This window comes from Streptomyces sp. NPDC008150, from assembly GCF_042956945.1.
Lineage (GTDB): Bacteria > Actinomycetota > Actinomycetes > Streptomycetales > Streptomycetaceae > Streptomyces.
This window is the reverse complement of the sequence record NZ_JBIBHJ010000001.1, coordinates 14,061-35,633: the sequence shown is the minus strand read 5'-3', so window position 1 is coordinate 35,633 and position 21,573 is coordinate 14,061. Positions and strand designations below refer to the sequence as shown.

The window sequence follows — 21,573 nt, the reverse complement described above, 5'->3', positions numbered from 1 at the left end:
CGGCTCCGCCGCCCCCAACCGCCGGCCGCTACTCGACGACGAGCTCGACGGGGATGTTGCCGCGGGTGGCGTTGGAGTACGGGCAGACCTGGTGGGCCTGCTCGACCAGCTTGCGGCCGGTCTCCGCGTCCACCGTGTCGGGCAGCTCGATGCGCAGGGTGACGGCCAGGGCGAAGCCCTCGCCCTCCTTGCCGATGCCGACCTCGCCGGTCACCGCGGCGTCGCTCACGTCCACCTTCGCGGCACGGCCGACCGCGCCCAGGGCGCTGGCGAAACAGGCCGCGTACCCGGCGGCGAAGAGCTGCTCGGGGTTGGTGCCCTCGCCGCTGCCGCCCATCTCCACCGGGACCGCGAGCTGGAGGTCGAGCTTGCCGTCCGTGGAGACGGCGCGGCCGTCGCGGCCGTGCGTGGCGGTGGCGACAGCGGTGTACAGCGCGTCCATGGGAATACCGACCCTCTCGGAGTTCGTGGCCGGCGGCCCGGTGCGGGCCGCCCTCACGGTCACGAGTACAGCACACAATTAAATTGTGCACAACTGAATCGACCGCAAGAGCTATCCTTGCCCCATGACCGCGACGCAGCCCCCGCCCGCCGAACACCCCGGTGCCGAGGAGTTCCTCCGCCTCGACCGGCAGATCTGCTTCTCCCTGCACGCCGCGTCGCGCGCCTTCAACGGCGTCTACCGCGCGGTCCTCAAGGACCTCGGGATCACGTATCCGCAGTACCTGGTGATGCTGGCCCTCTGGGAGCACGGGGAACTGCCCGTGAAGGACCTCGGCACACGCCTGCGCCTCGACTCCGGCACGCTCTCGCCCCTGCTCAAGCGGCTGGAGACGGCCGGCCTGGTCACCCGCGAACGCAGCGCGAGCGACGAACGGTCGGTGCGGGTGCGGCCCACCGACCGGGGCGCCGCACTGCGCGAACGGGCCGCGCGCGTGCCCCTGCGCATCGGCGCCGCGACCGGCCTCGGCCTGGACGAGATCAACGACCTGCGCACCCGCCTGGAGCGCCTCACCGCCGCCCTCGACGGGGCGGTCGCGGACGGGGCGGCCCTGTGACGGCCGGGGCGGCGCCGCCGCGCAGGTAGAACAGCACGGCGCCGCCGGGCCGCGAGCACGACGGCCGGCGCCCCGGCACCCGCCGCCGGTACCCGGGGAGCGGGCCGTCCGCGGCGCCGCACCCGCTCGCCGGTCCGGCCGTCCGGGCGGGCCTCGGCCGGGGTCGCCGCCGAACGCGTGCGCGGCAGCCGCTCCCCCAGAAAGGCGCGGCCGGACAGGGAGTACCTCGACCCGGCGTCACCATTTGCCCCGTTTCGCGGCATTGCGCGACTAGCATCCGCCGTGATGAAACGTCACCTCGTCGCCCTCGCCACCGCCTGGCTCGCCACCCGCGCCGCGATGCTGTGGCTCCTCACGCACAGCGCCTCGCCCCTGCTGGGCGGCGGCGGGGTGGGCCGCGAGGTGTGGCACCTGTACGCGCACTGGTACGGCGTGCTGGCCCGCGGCGCGTTCCCCACGGGCGACACGCTCTGGCAGTACCCGCCGGGCGCCGGACCCGTCCTGCTGCTGCCCGCGCTGCTGCCCGGCCTGAGCTACTTCCGGGCGTTCGTGGCGCTGACCCTGCTGGCCGACGCGGTGACCGCCGTCGCCCTGGCACGCGCCGGACTGCGCCCCGCCCGGAGCCTGGGCGGCGCCGCGGTGTGGACCTGCGGCCTGCCGCTGCTGCTCCAGCTCCCCCTCGCCCGCTACGACGTCCAGGTCACCGCCCTCGCCGTACTGGCCCTGCTCGCGCTGTCCTCCTGGTCGCCGCTGCTCTCCAGGGCCCTGCGGTCGACCCGCTTCTCGCGGTTCTCCCTGCGCGGCTCCGCCCGCGCGTGCGGCACGCTCGCGGCCCTCGGAGCACTGGTGAAGGTGTGGCCGCTGCTGGTGCTCGTGGGCACACCGCGCGGCCGTACGACACGCACCGCCTGGACCTGGGCGGGCGCCACCGCGGCCGCCGTGCTCGTCCTGCTCGCCGCCCTGTTCCGCCACCCGCTGTCCTTCCTCGCGCAGCAGGGCGGCCGGGGCGTGCAGATCGAGTCGCTGGGCGGCACCGCGCTGGGGCTCGCCAGGCACGCCGGGTGGCCCGGGGGCGTGCGGTACCAGTACGGCGCCATGGAGTTCACCGGCCCGCACGTCGCGGCCGTCGCGCACGTCTCCCTCGCCCTCAGCGCCGTCGCCGGTGCCCTCCTGCTGCTCTGGAGGGTGCGCGCCCGGCACTGGACGGAGGCCACACCGCCCGACGCCGCGCTCACGGCGGTCCTGCTGTTCACCGTCACCAGCCGGGTGATCAGCCCGCAGTACATGGTCTGGCTGGTGGGACTGGCCGCCGTGTGCCTGACCTCGCGGCAGACCACGCAGCGCCCGGTCGTCGCCCTGGTCCTCACGGCCACCGCGGTCAGCTCCGTGGTGTACCCGGCGCTCTACCGCGAGGTCGAGGCGAGCACCGCGACCGGCTGCGGTCTGATGGTCCTCCGCAACGGGCTGCTCGCGGTCGCCGCGGTGCTGTCCCTGGTCCGCCTGTGGCGAGCGTCCAGGACGGCCGCCCCGTACGGCGGCGGGCTCCCCCGCGACTCCGCCACCCTGCGCGCCCTCACGGCCCTGCGCCCGGCGGCCAGGGAGACGCTCGACGCGCACTGAGGAGGCGGGCGGCGCGGCCGGGCGCCGCCCCGGCCGCGCCGCCCCCGGCCGCGCCCGCTTCGCCCCACCCGGCCCCGGCTCCTCCCGCGTTTCCCCGCCCGTACCGGCGCCTGCTTGACTGAGGCCCACCGGAGTCCGTGCACCGCCACGGGCCAACTGACGAGGAGACGCCACAGATGACCTGGCTGATCACGGGCGGCGCCGGCTACATCGGGGCGCACGTCGTGCGGGCGATGACCGAGGCGGGCGAGCGCACGGTGGTGTACGACGACCTGTCCTCCGGCTTCGCCGAACGGCTGCCGGAGCACGTCCCGCTGATCACGGGCTCGACCCTGGACGCCGACCGCGTCGCCGCCGTCCTCACGGAGCACGGGGTCACCGGTGTCGTCCACCTCGCGGCCCGCAAGCAGGTGGGCGAGTCGGTCGAACGGCCCCTGTACTACTACCGCGAGAACCTGGAGGGCCTGCGCGTCGTGCTGGACGCGGTGACGCGGGCGCGCGTGCCGTCGTTCGTGTTCTCGTCCTCGGCCGCCGTGTACGGCATGCCGGACGTGGACCTGGTGACGGAGGAGACGCCCTGCTCGCCGATGAGCCCGTACGGCGAGACGAAGCTGGCCGGCGAGTGGCTGGTACGCGCGACGGGGCGGGCGACCGGCCTGTCGACGGCGTCGCTGCGCTACTTCAACGTCGCGGGCGCCGCCCGGCCCGAACTGGCGGACGTCGGCGTCTACAACCTGATCCCGATGGTCTTCGAGAAGCTGACCGAGGGCGCCGCACCGCGCGTCTTCGGCGACGACTACGCCACCCCGGACGGCACGTGCGTCCGCGACTACATCCACGTGGTGGACCTGGCCGAGGCCCACGTCGCGGCCGCCCGCGCCCTCGACGCCGCCCCGGGCCGCGAGCTGACGCTGAACGTCGGCAGCGGAGAGGGCGTCTCGGTGCGGGAGATGATCGACCGCATCAACACCGTCACGGGCCACGGCATCCCCCCGGTGGTCACCGCCCGCAGGCCCGGCGACCCGGCACGCGTGGTCGCCTCCGCGGAGCGCATCGGCACGGAACTGGGCTGGCAGGCCAAGCACGACGTCCAGGACATGATCACCTCGGCCTGGTCCGGCTGGACCCGCCTGCACCCGGAAGCGGCCCGCACGGCCTGAGACGCGGACGACGGCGGCGGACAGGGGGACCGCCCCGCCCCGGACGCACGCGACGCGGGCACCGGGCGCGTCCCGCACGGCACCGACGACACCGACGGCACCGACGGCACGGCCGACGCCCCCGGGGGCACCCTTCGGGTTCGGCGGCCGGGGCCTGCCCGACCGGGTGTCCCCGTCCGCCCCGCAGTCGTCGCCGGGGCCGCCGGCTCCGCGTCACAGCGCCTTGAGCGCCGCCGTCGTCGTGCGGGCCAGGGACGCGAGGTAGCCCTTGGGGAGCTTCTGGGTGCGGATGACCACCGAGCGCCAGTAGAGCGGGCCGGAGATCAGGTCGAGGGCCAGTTCGTCGTCGATGCCCGCGCGGACCTCGCCGCGCTGTTCGGCCGCCGCGACGATGCCGCTCGCGACGCCCTCCTGCCCCTCCCGCAGGGCCTTCTGCATGGCCTCGGCAATCTCGGGGTTGCGGGCCGCCTCCGCCTGGAGGTCGGGGATGATCTGCGAGGCGACCGGGTGGCGCAGCGCGCGGGACGTCACCTCGTACAGCAGCCGCAGGTCGCCCTCCAGGGAACCGGTGTCCGGCGCGGGCAGACCCTGCACGGCGACCGCGGAGACCAGGTCGAGAACGAGGTGGAGCTTGGAGCGCCAGCGGCGGTAGACCGCCGTCTTGCCCACCCCGGCCCGGCGGGCGATCCCCTCGATGGACATACGCGCGTAGCCGACGGAGGCCAGTTCCTCGAAGACGGCCGCGCGGATCGCCTCGGTCACGTCCTCCCGGAGTACGGCCGCCCCTGCGGGTGCCCGGCGCCGCGGACGCGTCTGGGGCTCGTCGGCGTTCGTCGTCATGCTTTCCAGCATAGGGCGTTACGACGAAACGGTTGCGTCCCGACGCAAATCGGCACCGGAAAAGGCCCCGGGTGAAGGACAGCCGTCACGACGAAACGGTTGCGTTGCGACGCGGGATGGGCCTACTCTCACGATGCGACGATACGGTCCCGTCCCGACGTAAGAGAACGTAAAGAGAACCGTGAAGAAACACCGGGTGCCCGACACGACCTCCGGAGCACGCACCCTCTCCCCCGAGCGAAAGCAGCGGATGTGAGCCAGGCCCTCCACACACCGCCCGCGCCGACGGCCATGGCCGAACCCGTCGACGATCTCGCGGCGCTCGCCGCACGCCACGGCCTGTCGGTCAGCGGCGCCCGCCCGACCCTGCCCGCGTACATCCGGCAGCTCTGGGCACGGCGCCACTTCATCGCCGCGTTCTCCACCGCCAAGCTCACCGCCCAGTACAGCCAGGCGAAGCTCGGTCAGCTGTGGCAGGTCATGAACCCGCTGCTCAACGCGGCGGTCTACTTCTTCATCTTCGGCATCCTGCTCGGCACCAAGAGAGGCGTCCCGGACTACATCCCGTTCCTGGTGACCGGCGTCTTCGTCTGGACGTTCACCCAGAGCTCGATCATGTCCGGCACCCGGGCGATCTCCGGCAACCTCGGCCTGGTGCGCGCCCTGCACTTCCCGCGGGCGGCGCTGCCGGTCTCGTTCTGCCTCCAGCAGCTCCAGCAGCTCCTGTTCTCGATGGCCGCGCTGGTGGTGATCCTGCTCTGCTTCGGCGTGCCGGTCTCGTTCTCCTGGCTGCTGGTGATCCCCACCCTGATCCTTCAGTTCACGTTCAACGCGGGCGTCTCCATGATCCTGGCCCGCATCGGCGCCAAGACCCCGGACATCGCGCAGCTCATGCCCTTCGTGCTGCGCACGTGGATGTACGTCTCCGGCGTCATGTGGAGCATCACCAAGCTCACGAGCCGGGACGGCATCCCGCACTTCGCCAAGGTGCTGCTCCAGTCGAACCCCGCGGCCGTTTACATCGACCTGATGAGGTACTCGCTCATCGACAGCTTCCACTCCAGCCAGCTCCCCGCCCACGTGTGGGCGTTCGCGGCCGGCTGGGCGCTGCTCGCGGGCGTCGGCGGCTTCATCTACTTCTGGAAGGCTGAGGAGACCTACGGCCGTGGCTGAGTACGTCGAGGCACCCACCGACACGCCCCCCGCCTCCCCGGCGGAGCGGATCCCCACCGTCGTCGTCGACCACGTGGACATCGTCTACCGGGTCAACGGCACCGGCGCCGGACGCGGCAGCGCGACCGCCGCCCTCAACCGCATCGTGCGCCGCAAGAAGACCGAGCGTGCCTCGGGCGTGCGCAAGGTGCACGCCGTCAAGAACGTCTCGTTCGTCGCCTACCGGGGCGAGGCCATCGGCCTGATCGGCACCAACGGCTCGGGCAAGTCGACCCTGCTGAAGTCGGTCGCCGGCCTGCTCCCCGTGGAGAACGGCCGCATCTACACCGACGGCCAGCCCTCGCTGCTCGGCGTGAACGCCGCCCTGATGAGCGACCTCACGGGCGAGCGCAACGTCTACCTCGGCGGTCTCGCGATGGGCATGTCCCGCGAGCAGATCAAGGCGCGCTACCAGGAGATCGTCGACTTCTCGGGCATCAACGAGAAGGGCGACTTCATCACCCTGCCGATGCGGACCTACTCCTCCGGCATGGCGGCCCGCCTGCGGTTCTCCATCGCCGCCTCCAAGGACCACGACGTCCTGCTGGTCGACGAGGCGCTGGCCACCGGTGACCGTTCGTTCCAGAAGCGCTCGGAGCAGCGGATCCGCGAGCTGCGCCAGCACGCGGGCACCGTCTTCCTGGTCAGCCACAGCGCCAAGTCCATCCGCGACACCTGCGACCGGGTGCTGTGGCTGGAGCGCGGCGAGCTGGTCCTGGACGGTCCCACCGAAGAGGTCATGCGGGAGTACGAGGCCTTCACCGGCGACCGCGCCCCCAAGGCGAAGGCAAAGCCCAAGCCGAAGCCGAAGCCCGCGCAGACGCCGGCCGCGCAGGACGGACCGGCCGCTCCCGAGAAGCCGGCGGACCAGGCGTCCGCCCCGCTGCCCTCCTGAACCACCGGGCGCGGACACGCGCCCGGTGACCACGACGCACGCCGCGCCGCGCGGGACGCACCCGGACTCCTCCGGGGACGCCCTACGCGGCGCGGCGTGCGTCGTGCCGGAACACCCACGTGCGGTACACGAGGAACCGGAAGCCCGACGCCACCACGAGCGAGGCGGCCTTGACGGCGTTCGACCCGACCGGGCCGCGCAGGCCCAGCCCGTGGTACCCCGCGAGGAACAGCGCGCTCTCCAGGACGACCCCGAGACCGCTGAGGACGAAGAACAGCGCGATCTGCCGCCGGGTGCGCGCGTCCCGGTCCCGGTAGGCGAAGTGGCGCAGGCCCAGGTAGTTGGTGGCCACGGCCGCACAGCCGGCCACGACGGTCGCCGCCGTCGCGGGCGAACCCACGCCGCGCAGCAGCAGGTTGAAGACCAGGAAGTTGACGAGCACCCCGCTGCCGCCGACCACCGCGAACCGCGCCGCCTCCACGACGACCCGCCGCACGGGCCGCCCATGCCGCCCATGCCGCACGGACGACGGCACCCGGGGTGCGGCGGGGAGGGGCACGGCGGCAGCGGCTGCCGTACGGCCAGGGCTCTCGGCGAGGTTCACAGACACGCGGTCACTTTAACCGGAACATCCGATTTGCCGTAAAACCCGCCCGGGAACCGGAAAGGGCGTCCCGGGCCGTGGGTCACGGCCCGGGACGCCCTCACGCACATGCCCTACGAGTGCGTCCGCAGCAGGGTGCGCATCGTCCGCATCGCCACCGACAGGTTGGCCAGATCGAACGCGTCCGAGCTCTGGATTTCCTCAAGCGTCGCGCGCGCCCGGCCGAGGATCGCCGCGTTCTTCTCCTCCCACGCGGCGAAGCGCTGCTCGGGCGTCGAGGTGCCGTTGCCGGCGGTGAGCACGTCCGAGGTGAGCGCCGCGTGCGCCGCGTACAGGTCCTCGCGGATGGACGCGCGGGCCATGGACTGCCAGCGGTCCGCGCGCGGCAGCTCGATGATGCGGTCCATGAGCTGGGTGATGCGCAGCCGGTCGGCGAGGTCGTAGTAGACGTCGGCGACCGCCATCGGGTCCTTGCCGGTGCGGTCGGCCACGGACACGATGTCCAGGGCCGGGAAGGCCGACGAGAACCCGGCCACGCGGGTGGCCAGTCCGTCCGGCACACCCGCGCCGGTCAGCTCGTCGTAGATCTTCCCGTACCACTCCAGGTCGGCGCCGCGCAGCAGCGTGGGAAGCTGCGCCCACACCTGCTCGACCCGCTCGCCGAAGAACTCCACGGCCTCCGCGATCTGCAACGGCTGCGGCCGGTTGTTCAGCAGCCACCGCGTGCCGCGCTCGACCAGCCGGCGCGAGTGCAGGCGGATACGGGTCTGCACGTCGGCCTCGACGGTGTTGTCGAGGTCCTCCACCGCGTCCCACACCGCCGACGAGTGGAAGATCTGCCGGGCAGCGGTCTGCGCCCGGACGATCTCCTCCAGGGAGGCCCCGGTCTCCTCGCGCAGCCGGTGCAGGAAGCTCGTACCGCCGGTGTTGACCGTGTCGTTGACCAGCACCGTCGTGACGATCTCGCGGCGCAGCGGGTGGTTGTCGATCTGCTCGGCGAACCGCTCGCGCAGGGCGCTCGGGAAGTACGCGTGCAGCAGACCCTTGAGGTACGGGTCGTCCGGCAGCGAGGTCGCCAGCATCTCCTCGGCGACCGTGATCTTCGTGTACGCCAGCAGGACGGCCGTCTCCGGACCGGTCAGCCCGTTGCCGGAGCTGAGCCGCTCGCGGATCTGGCGGTCGGTCGGCAGGAACTCCAGCGCCCGGTCGAGATGGCCCTCGCGCACCAGGTGGCGCATGAAGCGCTGCTGCGCGTGCAGCATGTCCTTGGACTGCGCGAGCGCGTTGGCGATGGCGGTGTTCTGCGCGTAGTTGTTGCGCAGCACCAGGTGGCCGACCTCGTCGGTCATCTCGGCGAGCAGCTTGTTGCGCTGCTTGACCGTCATGTCCCCCTCGGTGACCGAGCCGTTGAGGAGGATCTTGATGTTCACCTCGCAGTCGGAGGTGTTGACGCCCGCGCTGTTGTCGATGGCGTCGGTGTTGACCTTGCCGCCGGTCTGCGCGAACTCGATGCGGCCGAGCTGGGTCAGCCCCAGGTTGCCGCCCTCGCCGACGACCCGCACGCGCAGCTCGCCGCCGTCGACGCGGATCGCGTCGTTGGCCTTGTCGCCGACGTCCGCGTTCGACTCGGTGGACGCCTTCACGTACGTGCCGATGCCGCCGTTCCACAGCAGGTCCACCGGTGCGCCCAGGACGGCCCGCATCAGGTCGGCCGGGGTCATCTTGGTGACCCCGGACTCGATGCCGAGGGCCTTGCGGACGTGCGCGTTGACCGGGACCGACTTGGCGTTGCGCGGGAAGATCCCGCCGCCCGCCGACAGCAGGGAGGTGTCGTAGTCGGCCCAGGAGGAGCGGGGCAGTTCGAAGATCCGCCGGCGTTCCGCGTACGAGGTCGCCGCGTCGGGCTCCGGGTCGATGAAGATGTGCCGGTGGTCGAAGGCCGCGACCAGCCGGATGTGCTCGCTGAGCAGCATGCCGTTGCCGAACACGTCGCCGGACATGTCACCCACGCCGACCACCGTGAAGTCCTCGGTCTGCGTGTCCACCCCCAGCTCGCGGAAGTGCCGCTTCACGGACTCCCAGGCGCCGCGCGCGGTGATGCCCATCTTCTTGTGGTCGTAGCCCGCGGAACCGCCCGAGGCGAAGGCGTCACCGAGCCAGAAGTCGTACGACTCGGCGACCTCGTTGGCGATGTCCGAGAACGTCGCCGTGCCCTTGTCGGCCGCGACCACCAGGTAGGTGTCGTCACCGTCGTGGCGCACGACGCCGGCCGGCGGCACGACCTCGCCCGCGACCATGTTGTCGGTGATGTCGAGCAGCGCCGAGATGAACGTCCGGTAGCTGGCGATGCCCTCGGCGAGCCACGCGTCGCGGTCCGCCGCCGGGTCGGGGAGCTGCTTGGCGACGAAGCCGCCCTTCGCGCCGACCGGCACGATGACGGTGTTCTTCACCATCTGCGCCTTGACCAGGCCGAGGATCTCCGTACGGAAGTCCTCCCGGCGGTCCGACCAGCGCAGTCCGCCGCGCGCGACCTTGCCGAACCGCAGGTGCACGCCCTCGACGCGCGGCGAGTACACCCAGATCTCGTACGCGGGCCGCGGCGCCGGCAGGTCCGGGATCGCCTGCGGGTCGAACTTCATCGACACGTACGTGTGCGGGGCGCCCTGCGCCGTCTCCTGGAAGAAGTTGGTGCGCAGCGTCGCCTTGATGACCGTGAGGAACGACCGCAGGATGCGGTCCTCGTCCAGCGAGGCGACCTGGTCGAGGGCGCCGTCGAGCTCCTCCAGGAGGCCGTCGACGATCTCGTGTCCGGCCCGCTGGTGCTCGGGCGACATGCGCGCCTCGAACAGCGAGACGAGCAGCCGGGTGGTGTGGACGTTGTTGCGGAGGGTGTCCTCCATGTAGTCCTGGCTGAAGGGGGATCCGGCCTGGCGCTGGTACTTGGCGTACGCGCGCAGCACCATCGCCTGCCGCCAGGTCAGCCCGGCGCCGAGCACCAGGGTGTTGAACCCGTCGTTCTCCGCCTTGCCGGTCCAGGACGCGGCGAACGCCTCCTGGAAGCGCTCGCGGCCGCTGTCGCCGAGGTGCTCGGCGGCCGGGCCCAGCGACTTGGGCATGCGCAGGCCGAAGTCGTAGATCCAGGCGGTGGTGCGGTCGGCGCAGCGCAGCTCGTAGGGGCGCTCGTCGGTGACCTCGACGCCGAGGCGGTTGAGGACCGGCAGCACCGCCGACAGGGACACCGGCGCGCCCCGGCGGTAGATCTTGAAGCGGCGTTCGTCGGGGGCGGCGCCCACCGGCTCGTACAGGCTGAGCGCGAAGTCCTGCTGGGCGTCGTCCTTGGTCAGCTCTTCGAGGTGGACCAGGTCGGCGACCGCCGAACGCGGGCTGTGGTCGGCCTTGTAGCCCTCGGGGAAGGCACCGCCGTAGCGGCGCAGCAGCTCGGAGGCGCGCTCCTCGCCGCACTCGGCGTGCAGTGCCTCGGCGAAGCTGTCGGCCCAGGAGCGGACGGCCTCCACCAGCCGGGCCTCGATGCGCTCCTTGTCGGCGTCGGACAGCTCGGGCAGCTCGGTGCCCTGCGGCACGCGCACCACGAAGTGCAGCCGGGAGAGCACCGATTCGGTGTTCCAGGCGGTGAAGTCGACGTTGGTGCCGCCGAGTTCCTCCTTGAGGATGTCGATGATCCGCAGGCGCACACCGGTCGTGTAGCGGTCGCGCGGCAGGTAGACGAGGGCCGAGTAGTAGCGGCCGTACTCGTCCTGGCGCAGGTAGAGCCGCAGCCGGCGGCGCTCCTGGAGGTAGAGGACCGAGGTGACGATGGAGCGCAGTTCGTCGACGGGCGTCTGGAAGAGCTCGTCGCGCGGGTACGTCTCCAGGATCTGGAGCAGGTCGCGGCCGTCGTGGCTGTCGGGCGAGAACCCGGCGCCCTCCAGCACCTCGTCGACCTTGCGCCGCACGACCGGCACCCGCACCACGGACTCGGTGTACGCGGCGGAGGAGAACAGACCGAGGAAGCGGCGCTCGCCGACGACCGCGCCCTTCTCGTCGAACTTCTTCACGCCGACGTAGTCGAGGTAGGACGGCCGGTGCACGGTGGAGCGGCTGTTGGCCTTGGTGAGGACGAGCAGCTTGTGCTCGCGGGCCTTCGCCCGCGCGTCCGCGGGCAGCCGCTCGAACGACTCGCTGTACGGGTGGCTGTCGTCACCGCCGTGCGGCGGGTCGGAGCGCAGCACGCCCAGGCCGGTGCCGGGGACGGCGGCGAGGGAGTCGTCCTCGCGCAGCTCGTACTCGCGGTAGCCGAGGAAGGTGAAGTGGTTGCCGGCCAGCCAGCGCAGCAGCTCGCGGGCCTCCTCGACGTCGTCGGCCCGCAGGTCGGACGGGAGCGGCTCGCCGGGCAGTTCCTCGGCGAGACGGGCGGCGCCGCCGCGCATCTTCTCCCAGTCCTCGACGGCCTCGCGCACGTCGGACAGGACCCGCAGGAGGTCGGAGGTGATCTGCTTCAGGTCGGCCCGGTCGGTCTCGCGGTCGATCTCGACGTGGATCCAGGACTCGACGTGGACGTCGTGCGGCAGACCGTCGGCGGGACGCTCGGTGAGCACCTCGACGAGCTTGCCGGTGATGTCGCGCCGCACCCGCATCTGCGGGTGGATGACGACGTGGATGCCGCGGCCCTGCCGGGTCAGTTCGTTGGTGACGGAGTCGACCAGGAACGGCATGTCGTCGGTGACGACCTCGACGACCGAGTGGCTGCACGTCCAGCCGTTCTCCTCGACCGTCGGGGTGTGGACCCGCACGTTCGCCGTGCCCTGCGGCCGGTTCTCGGCGAGCCGGTAGTGGGACAGGGCGGCGCCGAAGACGTCGACCGGGTCGCGGTCTCCGAGGTCCTCCGGGGCCGTGTGCAGGTAGTAGCGCTGGAGGTACGCGAGCACGGTGTCCCGGTCCGGGGTGCCCTCACCTGCGGGTCCGGTCGGTAGGTGCCCCCCGACCTGACCGTTCTCAGCTACCCGGGCCGCCCTTTCGAGCAGATCGGCTTTTGCTTCGTCCAGCTTGGTCTGCATTGTCCTCTGGCTCCTGTCGCGCGCCGTTGCGTGACGTTGAAGGAAGTTCCATGGCTTCCCCTCCGACGCGACGCCTTGACGCGGGGTGTCCGGTCTGCGTCGACGCTATGCCGCAAGGGGAGTTGAGTGGTGGGTTATCGGCCAGTTTTGCGACGCCGTACGGGTGTGACGCTGCTCTCGGCGACATGGTCGCGACGAGGGTGCCCGGCGTCCTGGGAGCCGTGGAGGCTCCGTCCCGCCCACGAGGATCGGCGATCGCCGCCCGGTCACGGATGTGGTCCGTGTTCTCCGGGCGCGGAGCAGGGGCGACAGTGCCCCCGCGAGATATCGCGCTGATCACGGCCCCAAGGCTATCCCCCCGCGAGGGGTGCCCGTCATGAGCCGTATGTGTACAAAACCCGGGGTGCAACTTTGACGTTCTGCACAGGAGCGGCGGTGGCCGGGATGTGCCGCCCCCGCGCCGGGACCTCCCGGGCGCGTGCCGGCACCCGTCCCGCCCGCCGCCGGCCCCCGGACCGCGGCGTCGGGATCACGCCACCGGGCACCGGACGGAGGGGGTGCGGTGCCGCGGCCCGCGCACGGTCACGCGGCCAGGCGGTGGGCCTCCGCGACGGCCTCGGCGAGGGTGTCCACCACCGGGACGCCGACCCGCTCCAGGCTGGCGCGGCTGTGCGAGCCGCCGGTGTAGAGCACCGCCCGCGCCCCCACGTGCCGCGCGGCCACCGCGTCGTCGGCGGCGTCACCGATCACGACCGTGCGGGCGGCCTCGACACCGGTGAGCGCACCGAGGTGCCCGAGGTGGCGCACCATGTGCTCGGCCTTGCTGCCGCCGGAGGGACCGGTCCGGCCGTCGACGCGTATGAAGTGCGGCTCGATGCCGAACCCCCTTACCAGCGGCAGGAGTTCGTCGTGCCCGTACATGCTGAGTATCGACTGGCTGTGCCCGGCCGCGCGCCAGTCGGCGAGCAGCGCGGTCGCCCCCTCGGTCAGTTCGCAGCCGATCTGGTGCTCGGTGTAGAAGCGCTGGAACGTGGCGTCCATGACCGCCCACTCGGCGTCGGTGGGCAGGCGCCCCATGAGGCGCTCGTAGAACTTCGGCACCGGCACGCAGTACAGCGCGCGGTACCGCTCCAGCGTGATCGGTTCCAGGCCCAGCTCCGCGAAGGCCGCGTTCGTCGCGCCGATGATCGCCGCGTTGTCGTGGAACAGGGTTCCGTTCCAGTCCCAGACGATGTGTGCTGTCCGTTGCTTCCCCATGCCGGAAAAATACCCGCCCCCGTCGACAGCCGTGCGGGCCTGTGGACAACCCCGCGGACCGCCCGGGAACGCCCGGGACACCGCCCGGACCTGCGGCCGGGGGCGGCCGGAGGGGCGGTGCGCGGTCTCAGTCCTCGCGGTTCACCAGGTTGGGGATCTCCTGCGTCGCGAACCAGAGCAGTTCGTGGTCCTCCGCGCCGTCCACGACGAACTGCGCGTCGCCGTCACCGCCGTCGGCCGCCGCCAGCGCCCGCGCGGCCGCCCGCACGTCGCCCTCGGCGTCGTCCGCGTCCACGTGCACGGCGGCCGCGTCGGCCAGCGTCACCGTCCCGTCGATCCGCACCTCGCCGATCGCCTCCCGGTCGAGCCCGCGGTCGGGGTCGGACGCGGCGGCCCGGTCGGGCACGTCCACGGCGACGACGACCCGGAGCCCGCGTGCAGCCGGGTCTGCCGCGAGCAGGCGCAGCGACGCGAGCGCGGCCCGGTTCAGCGCCGCGTACTCCAGTTCCTCGATGTCGTCCGAGACGTACCACTCGCGCAGCGCGGGCGTGACGGCGTAGGCGACGAGCGGCGCGGGCCCCAGGTCGCCCTTCGGGTACGCCTCGGCGAGACCGGAGAGAGTCAGGGGGACGTAGACGCGCATGGCTGGCCGCTTTCGTCGTGGGTGGTGGCCCGGGGGCCGGGGCTCGACGCCGAGGGGGCCGGCCGGGGCCCGGAGAGGGGCGCCCACCAGGTCCGGACGGGGCTCTCAGGATACGTGCGGAGTCCCCTTTCGGATTGCGGTCCCCGGCCCCGCGGGCGTCAACCCGGCACCCACCCGTTCACCCGGTGCTCCCCCGCGGGCAAAGGGCGCCGGCCCGCCGCGTCATCCTGATAAGTGAATTTCCCCGGCGGTCCGGCGCTGGGCCGCCGCAGCTTGCCGTCGCCGTCCGCGCCCCCGTACAAGATCCCCGACACGGAGTTACTGCCCGGTACAGCCGGGCCGGCCGAGCGGGGACACCATGAGCACCACCACCACGACCTCCACGAGCACCACCGACGCGGCCTCCACGAACGGCACGGGTGCTCCCGGCGGCACCGCCCCACCGGAGGCGGCCGTCCCCTCCCTGACCGCCCCGGCCAAGGTCATGAGCCGGGCCCAGCGCCGGCCGGGGGTGCGCCCGCCCGGCCGCCGCGACCCCCGCCGCCCCGGTGGCGCCCCGCCGCGCACCCGTCCCGCCGACGGGCGCCCCGTACGGGTGGCGGGGCCCTCCCGGGGCCCTGCCGGTTCTCCCGACCCCGTGCGGGCGGCGGCGAACACGCTGCGGCAGCCGCGCCCGACCGACGTCTTCGCCGAGCGCCTGCTCGCCGTGCTCAGCGGGCAGCGGCCCGTCCACTGGATGCTGCGGCACACCGTCGGCCACGCCTACGACGACCTGGCCCGGCTCGCCGAACGCGGGACGCTGCGCACCCGCGGCGCCCGCCCCGTCGTCCGGGACGTCGGGTACTGCGAACCGCGGCCCGGCGCCGTCGAGGCGTTCGCCCGGATCGCCGCCGGTGAGCAGGTACGGGCGATGGCCTTCCGGCTGGAGCAGGGCGCCGACCTGCGCTGGCGCTGCACCGCCGTGGAACTCGGCGGCCCCCGCCCGCACGGCACCGGCCGCCGGGGCGACGGCTGACGGCGCCCGCAGACGCCCGCCTGCGGACCTCCCGCGACGAGGCGGCGGAACGGCAACCGGCACGGCCCGCGCCGCCCACCACGCCCCGTACGCGGACGGCACGGGCCCCCACGCCGCTCACCGTTCCACGGCCCCGGCCCCGGGAACGCGGACGGCGGGGCCCGGCTCCCGAAAGAGCCCGGCCCCGCCGCACGTCCCGCCCCTGTGCGCAGGGGCTCACGTCACCACTCACCGCCGACTGCTCACTTCTTGCGGCGGCGCCCCGTCTTCGCCTGCTTGCGGCGCTCGGCGCGGGTGAGGCCGTCGGCCTCGGAGCGCACCGGCTCGTCGTCGCTGGCGAAGTCGCCCTCGACGACACCGCCCTCGCCGTCCACCGTGGGGGCGGAGAAGTGCAGCTCGCGCCGCTGGGGGGCGTCCAGGCCCTTGGCACGGATCTCCGGCCGCGAGCCCGCCTGGGCCGGCACCGCGTCCTGCGGAATCCGCTCGGCGTCCTTCTCGAGGCTCGGCTTCGCGTCCTCGACCGGGACCTCCTCGACCTGCTGCTCGACCTGGACCTCCAGGTTGAACAGGTAGCCGACGGACTCCTCCTTGATGCCGTCCATCATGGCCGTGAACATGTCGAAGCCCTCGCGCTGGTACTCGACCAGGGGGTCCTTCTGCGCCATCGCGCGCAGACCGATGCCCTCCTGGAGGTAGTCCATCTCGTAGAGGTGCTCGCGCCACTTGCGGTCCAGGACCGACAGCACGACCCGGCGCTCCAGCTCACGCATGATCTCGGAGCCGAGCTGCTCCTCGCGCGCCGCGTACTGGTCGTGGATGTCGTCCTTGATGGACTCGCCGATGAACTCGGCGGTCAGACCGGCCCGGTCGCCCGCCGCCTCCTCCAGCTCCTCGACGGTGACCTTCACCGGGTAGAGCTGCTTGAACGCGCCCCACAGCCGGTCGAGGTCCCAGTCCTCCGGGAAGCCCTCGGCGGTCTCCGCGCCGACGTACGCGTCGATCGTGTCGTCCATGAAGTGCTGGACCTGCTCCTGGAGGTCCTCGCCCTCCAGGACGCGCCGCCGCTCGCCGTAGATGACCTCGCGCTGGCGGTTGAGGACCTCGTCGTACTTGAGGACGTTCTTGCGGGTCTCGAAGTTCTGCTGCTCGACCTGCGACTGGGCGGACGCGATCGCGCGGGTGACCATCTTGTTCTCGATCGGCACGTCGTCCGGGACGTTCGCCATCGACATCACGCGCTCGACCATCTGCGCCTTGAACAGCCGCATCAGGTCGTCGCCCAGCGACAGGTAGAAGCGGGACTCGCCCGGGTCGCCCTGACGGCCGGAACGGCCGCGGAGCTGGTTGTCGATGCGGCGCGACTCGTGCCGCTCGGTGCCCAGCACGTAGAGGCCGCCGGCGTCCTCGACCTCGTCCTTCTCCGCCTTGACGGCCTCCGCCGCCTTCTCCAGCGCGGCCGGCAGCGCGGTCGCCCACTCCTCGATGTGCTCCTCGGGGTCGAGGCCGCGCTGGCGCAGCTCCGCCTCCGCGAGGTCCTCGGGGTTGCCGCCGAGCTTGATGTCGGTACCGCGGCCGGCCATGTTCGTCGCCACGGTCACGGCGCCCTTGCGGCCGGCCTGGGCGACGATCGTCGCCTCACGGTCGTGCTGCTTGGCGTTGAGCACCTCGTGCTGGATGCCGCGCTTGCTGAGCTGCTGCGAGAGGTACTCGGACTTCTCGACCGAGGTGGTGCCGACGAGGATCGGCTGGCCCTTCTCGTGCTTCTCGGCGATGTCGTCGACGACCGCCTCGAACTTCGCGACCTCGGTGCGGTAGATCAGGTCCGACTGGTCCAGGCGCACCATGGGCCGGTTCGTCGGGATCGGGACGACGCCGAGCTTGTAGATCTGGTGGAACTCCGCGGCCTCGGTCATCGCCGTACCGGTCATGCCGGAGAGCTTGTCGTAGAGGCGGAAGAAGTTCTGGAGGGTGATCGTGGCGAGGGTCTGGTTCTCGTCCTTGATGTCCACCCCCTCCTTCGCCTCGATCGCCTGGTGCATGCCCTCGTTGTAGCGGCGGCCGGCGAGGATACGGCCGGTGTGCTCGTCGACGATCATGACCTCGCCGTCGATGACGACGTAGTCCTTGTCCTTCTTGAAGAGCTCCTTCGCCTTGATGGCGTTGTTCAGGTAGCCCACCAGAGGCGTGTTGACCGACTCGTAGAGGTTGTCGATGCCCAGCCAGTCCTCGACCTTGCTGACACCGTTCTCGTGGATGGCGACCGTGCGCTTCTTCTCGTCGACGTCGTAGTCGCCGGTCTCCTCGAGACCCTTGAGGGGGTTGCCCACCTCGCCCTTCTTCAGGCGGGTGACCAGCTTCGCGAAGTCGCCATACCACTTGGTGGCCTGGTCGGCCGGACCGGAGATGATCAGCGGCGTACGGGCCTCGTCGATGAGGATCGAGTCGACCTCGTCGACGATGGCGAAGTTGTGGCCGCGCTGGACGAGCTCGTCCTGGGCCCACGCCATGTTGTCGCGCAGGTAGTCGAAGCCGAACTCGTTGTTCGTGCCGTACGTGATGTCGCACGCGTACTGCTCGCGGCGCTGGGCCGGCGTCATGTTGGCGATGATGCAGCCGACCGACAGGCCCAGGAACTTGTGGACGCGGCCCATCATCTCGGAGTCGCGCTCGGCCAGGTAGTCGTTGACCGTGATGAGGTGCACGCCGTCTCCGGAGAGGGCGTTGAGGTACGCGGGGAGCGTGCCGACCAGGGTCTTGCCCTCACCGGTCTTCATCTCGGCGACGTAACCGAGGTGCAGGGCGGCGCCGCCCATGATCTGGACGTCGTAGTGGCGCTGGCCGAGGGCGCGCTTGGCGGCCTCGCGGACGGTGGCGAACGCCTCGGGGAGCAGGTCGTCCAGGGTCTCACCGTCGGTGTACCGCTGCTTGTACTCGTCGGTGAGGGCCCGCAGCTCGGCGTCGGAGAGGTCGACGAAGTCCTCTTCGATGGAGTTGACCTGGTCCGCGATGCGGTGCAGCTTGCGCAGGATCTTGCCTTCGCCTGCACGCATGATCTTCGAGAGGACGGACACGGGGGTTGGTCTCCTTGCCGGTCGGGCCTGGGACGGTCGGTTTCCATTGACATGACTGAGCAACGGCCATCGTATGCGAGGACCCCGCCGCGCCGGGAGCCCGCTGTGACGGCGACTGTTCGCCTCTTCGGCGAACGCCTTCGGCGGCGCCTCACAGGGAACAACGGCCGGAGCCCGTCGATGGTGCCGACCCGAGCCGGTGAATTGCGGGAATTGTGACCGTGCGCGCACGCGCGGTCGCGTCCTGCGGGCGGCGCACCCCCGAGGATGGCGTCCCGCCCGCCCCGCGCGCAGAATCGGCCGATGGAACCCGTCACCCTGACCACCGGCCGGCTCGTCCTGCGCACCGTGGGGGCCGACGACACCGGCGCCGTCCACGCCGCGGCCCAGGACGCCGACATCCAGCGCTGGACCACCGTGCCCTCCCCGTACCTGCCCGAGCACGCGCTCGCCTTCACCTCGCGGCTCGTCCCGGACGGCTGGGCGGACAACTCGATGTTCACCTTCGGTCTGTTCCTGGAGGACGGGACCGCGGCCGGCGGCGACCTGGCGGGCATGCTCGCCGTGACGATGCGCTCCCCGGGCGTGGGCGAGATCGGCTACTGGGGGACCAAGGAGCACCGGGGCCGGGGGCACGTCACGGAAGCAGCCGTCACCGTGTCCCACTGGGCCTTCACCCGGCTCGCGCTCGACCGGATCGAGTGGCGCGCGGAACTGGGCAACGAGCCGTCGCGGGCGGTCGCCGAACGCGCCGGGTTCACCGTCGAGGGCACGCTGCGCTCCGCGATCAACAACAAGGGGACCTGGCGGGACTGCTGGATCGGCTCCCTTCTCCCCTCCGACCTGGGGCTGTCACCGACTCTGCCGTACCTGCCCGGACCGGAGTGGCGCACCGGCCCCGGCACGGGCAGGTGACGACGACGGAGCGCACGGGCGGGCACGGGAAGCGGCGGGCACGGGGCGGGGCGGCGACGCGGGGCGGACGCGCCGCCCGAAGCGGCCCGGACGGCACCGCGATGTCAGTGCCTGCGCCTATCGTGCGGGCATGACCACCCTTCCGCGCCCCGCCACCGAACTGTCTGCGGACGACGCCCGCCGGATCGCTCTGAGGGCCCAGGGTCTCCTCGGCGCCCCCGACCGCAGGGGCGGCGTCCGCGGGGTCCTGCGCCGTCTCGGCGCGGTGCAGCTCGACACGATCTCGGTCCTGGCCCGCTCGCACGAGCTCGTCCCGTACGCCCGCCTGGGCGCGGTCGGCCGCAGGACCGTGGAGGACGCGTACTGGAAGGACACCCACGCCTTCGAGTACTGGTCGCACGCCGCGTGCATCCTCCCCGTCGAGGAGTGGCCGCACTTCGCCTTCCGCCGCCGCGCCTACCGCGCCCGCCCGCACTGGAACCACGACCTGCCCGACGGGGTGTACGAGCAGGTCGTCAAGCAGCTGAGCACCGAGGGCCCGCTCACGGCAACGGAGCTGGGCGGCGCGAAGCGCACCAGCGAGTGGTGGGACTGGTCGGGCGCGAAGGTCGCCGTGGAGCGGGCCCTGATGTACGGCGAGGTGGTGTGCGTCGAGCGGCGCGGCTGGAAGCGGGTGTACGACCTGGCCGAGCGCGCGATCCCGGCGGAGCTGCTGCACGACGACCTGGACGACACCGAGTGCCTGCGCCGCCTGGTGACGCTCGCCGGCCGGGCGCTGGGCGTCGGTACCCGCGCGGACATCGCGGACTACCACCGGCTGAAGGGCGAGCAGGTCGACGCGGTGATCGCCGACTCGGGTCTGGTCCCGGTGACCGTGGCGGGCTGGGCGAAGCCCGCGTGGGCCGACCCCGAGGCCCTGGCCACGGTCCCGCGCGGCCGGCACCGCACCACGCTGCTGTCCCCGTTCGACTCCCTGGTGTGGGAACGGGCGCGCACGGAACGGATCTTCGGCTTCAGCCACCGCCTGGAGGCATACGTCCCCAAGCCCAAGCGCGTCCACGGCTACTTCGCGATGCCGGTGCTCGCCGGCGGCAGGCTGGTCGGGCGGGTGGACCCGGCCCGCGAGGGCCGCACCCTCGTCGCCCGCCAGGTGACGCTGGACGGCCCGAGGGCCGTACCCGCGCTCGCGCAGGCACTGGTGGAGGCGGCGGGCTGGGTCGACTGCACGAACGTCCGGGTGGAGCGGGTGGACTCCCCCGCCCTGCGCGGCCCGCTCACCGCGGAACTCGCCGCTCTCCTCGGCTGAGGGAAACCCGGACCGACCGCGCGGCTCAACGGATTTCGAGGATCTTCTCCCGCATCGCGTACACCACGGCCTCCATCCTGGAATGCAGTTGCAGCTTCTCCAGGATGTTGCGGACGTGGTTCTTCACGGTGTTCTCGGAGATGTACAACTCCTTGGCGATGTCCCGGTTGTTCATGCCGGTGGCGACGAGTTTGAGCACTTCCAGCTCACGGTCCGTCAGCCGGGGCGCCGGCACGAGGCGCCTTTCGTCCGTACGCTGGATCATCGACTTGAACTCGGTGAGGAGTTTCGAGGCCATGGACGGGCTGATCTGCGACTGGCCGTCGGCCACCGCGCGAATGGCCGTCGCCACCTCGTCGGTCGAGATCTCCTTGAGCAGATATCCGGTCGCGCCCGCCTTGATCGCGTCGTAGAGGTCGGCCTCCTCGTCGCTGATCGTCAGCATGATGATCTTCGCGCTGGGGGCCACCTCCTTGATGGAGGTGCAGGCCTCGATGCCGCCCCGCTTGGGCATCCGCACGTCCATCAGCACGATGTCGGGCAGCAGGTCGGCGGCCTTGTCGACGGCCTCCGCGCCGTCACCGGCCTCTCCGACGACCTGGATGTCCTCCTCCGCGGCGAGCACGATCTCCAGCCCGCGCCGGAAGAGCGCGTGATCGTCCACCACCAGTACCCGGATCGGTTCACGGCCGGGAGGATCCGCGCCCGGGTCCGTGTCCGTCCGCGCGTCCATGCCGACGACGCCCACACCGGCGTTCCCGGCGTGCATCGGCCCGAAGCTGTCCGCCATCGTTCCTCCCCCTGAAGGCTGCGGCCTGGTCCTGAGCCATCGCCAACCCAAGGCAACAGCCCATCGGTTGGGCCGTTGCGGCCATGATTCCATGCCCGGACGGCACTGGGGTGACAGAGCGGTGCACGAGGTG

At 72.0% G+C, this 21,573-nt stretch carries 16 protein-coding genes; 8 read left to right on the top strand and 8 right to left on the bottom strand.

Going from position 1 to position 21,573, the window contains the following annotated elements; genetic code table 11:
* Window positions 1-28 precede the first annotated feature (28 nt).
* Window positions 29-442: an Ohr family peroxiredoxin gene (locus tag ACFZA0_RS00140; protein WP_391008717.1), complete on the bottom strand. Its 414-nt coding sequence runs from the start codon at window positions 440-442 to the stop codon at window positions 29-31.
* A gap of 124 nt (window positions 443-566) precedes the next feature.
* Between ACFZA0_RS00140 and ACFZA0_RS00135 the strand changes: the two genes are divergently transcribed.
* The 3 genes from ACFZA0_RS00135 to galE all read left to right on the top strand — a co-directional run bounded on the left by ACFZA0_RS00135 (window position 567) and on the right by galE (window position 3,838).
* Window positions 567-1,058: a MarR family transcriptional regulator gene (locus ACFZA0_RS00135; RefSeq protein WP_391008714.1), complete on the top strand. Its 492-nt coding sequence runs from the start codon at window positions 567-569 to the stop codon at window positions 1,056-1,058.
* A 285-nt stretch (window positions 1,059-1,343) separates the two neighbouring features.
* Window positions 1,344-2,678 (top strand): glycosyltransferase 87 family protein, encoded by a 1,335-nt coding sequence (locus ACFZA0_RS00130; protein WP_391008711.1) that lies wholly within the window; start codon window positions 1,344-1,346, stop codon window positions 2,676-2,678.
* A gap of 176 nt (window positions 2,679-2,854) precedes the next feature.
* Complete coding sequence (gene galE, locus ACFZA0_RS00125) at window positions 2,855-3,838, top strand: UDP-glucose 4-epimerase GalE (RefSeq protein WP_391008708.1); 984 nt, start codon at window positions 2,855-2,857, stop codon at window positions 3,836-3,838.
* A 213-nt stretch (window positions 3,839-4,051) separates the two neighbouring features.
* Here the strand turns inward: galE and ACFZA0_RS00120 are convergent, their stop codons facing one another.
* The gene (locus tag ACFZA0_RS00120; protein WP_391008705.1) at window positions 4,052-4,690 is read right to left on the bottom strand and encodes a TetR/AcrR family transcriptional regulator C-terminal ligand-binding domain-containing protein; all 639 of its coding nucleotides are present in this window, start codon (window positions 4,688-4,690) and stop codon (window positions 4,052-4,054) included.
* Between the two features lie 240 nt (window positions 4,691-4,930).
* Between ACFZA0_RS00120 and ACFZA0_RS00115 the strand changes: the two genes are divergently transcribed.
* Both ACFZA0_RS00115 and ACFZA0_RS00110 read left to right on the top strand, forming a co-directional pair.
* Window positions 4,931-5,851, top strand: a complete 921-nt coding sequence (locus tag ACFZA0_RS00115) for an ABC transporter permease (protein WP_391008702.1) — start codon at window positions 4,931-4,933, stop codon at window positions 5,849-5,851.
* A complete protein-coding gene (locus tag ACFZA0_RS00110; protein ID WP_391008700.1) occupies window positions 5,844-6,785 on the top strand; it encodes an ATP-binding cassette domain-containing protein in 942 nt (313 codons plus the stop codon). Before ACFZA0_RS00115 ends, ACFZA0_RS00110 begins: the two co-directional genes overlap by 8 nt.
* Before the next feature lie 82 nt (window positions 6,786-6,867).
* On the opposite strand, the gene ACFZA0_RS00105 is transcribed toward ACFZA0_RS00110, so the two are convergent.
* From ACFZA0_RS00105 to ACFZA0_RS00090, 4 genes are all read right to left on the bottom strand, one after another.
* Entirely contained in the window at window positions 6,868-7,395 is a 528-nt protein-coding gene (locus ACFZA0_RS00105) for a GtrA family protein (protein ID WP_391008697.1), read from the bottom strand.
* A gap of 107 nt (window positions 7,396-7,502) precedes the next feature.
* On the bottom strand, window positions 7,503-12,443 hold the full coding sequence (locus ACFZA0_RS00100) for an NAD-glutamate dehydrogenase domain-containing protein (protein WP_391008695.1): 4,941 nt from the start codon (window positions 12,441-12,443) through the stop codon (window positions 7,503-7,505).
* Between the two features lie 582 nt (window positions 12,444-13,025).
* Complete coding sequence (locus ACFZA0_RS00095) at window positions 13,026-13,700, bottom strand: HAD family hydrolase (RefSeq protein ID WP_391008692.1); 675 nt, start codon at window positions 13,698-13,700, stop codon at window positions 13,026-13,028.
* A 127-nt stretch (window positions 13,701-13,827) separates the two neighbouring features.
* The gene (locus ACFZA0_RS00090) at window positions 13,828-14,343 is read right to left on the bottom strand and encodes a DUF6912 family protein (protein WP_391008690.1); all 516 of its coding nucleotides are present in this window, start codon (window positions 14,341-14,343) and stop codon (window positions 13,828-13,830) included.
* Between the two features lie 484 nt (window positions 14,344-14,827).
* On the opposite strand from ACFZA0_RS00090, the gene ACFZA0_RS00085 reads away from it, so the two are divergent.
* Window positions 14,828-15,358 carry an Rv3235 family protein gene (locus tag ACFZA0_RS00085; RefSeq protein WP_391011719.1) on the top strand — a complete coding sequence of 177 codons (531 nt, stop codon included), beginning with the start codon at window positions 14,828-14,830 and terminating at the stop codon, window positions 15,356-15,358.
* Window positions 15,359-15,600: 242 nt separating this feature from the next.
* Here the strand turns inward: ACFZA0_RS00085 and secA are convergent, their stop codons facing one another.
* Window positions 15,601-18,429, bottom strand: a complete 2,829-nt coding sequence (gene secA / locus ACFZA0_RS00080) for a preprotein translocase subunit SecA (protein ID WP_391008687.1) — start codon at window positions 18,427-18,429, stop codon at window positions 15,601-15,603.
* Window positions 18,430-18,732: 303 nt separating this feature from the next.
* Between secA and ACFZA0_RS00075 the strand changes: the two genes are divergently transcribed.
* Both ACFZA0_RS00075 and ACFZA0_RS00070 read left to right on the top strand, forming a co-directional pair.
* Window positions 18,733-19,344, top strand: a complete 612-nt coding sequence (locus ACFZA0_RS00075; protein ID WP_391008684.1) for a GNAT family N-acetyltransferase — start codon at window positions 18,733-18,735, stop codon at window positions 19,342-19,344.
* A 130-nt stretch (window positions 19,345-19,474) separates the two neighbouring features.
* Entirely contained in the window at window positions 19,475-20,650 is a 1,176-nt protein-coding gene (locus ACFZA0_RS00070) for a DNA glycosylase AlkZ-like family protein (RefSeq protein ID WP_391008681.1), read from the top strand.
* A 25-nt stretch (window positions 20,651-20,675) separates the two neighbouring features.
* On the opposite strand, the gene ACFZA0_RS00065 is transcribed toward ACFZA0_RS00070, so the two are convergent.
* On the bottom strand, window positions 20,676-21,440 hold the full coding sequence (locus tag ACFZA0_RS00065; protein WP_391008678.1) for a response regulator: 765 nt from the start codon (window positions 21,438-21,440) through the stop codon (window positions 20,676-20,678).
* Window positions 21,441-21,573 lie beyond the last annotated feature (133 nt).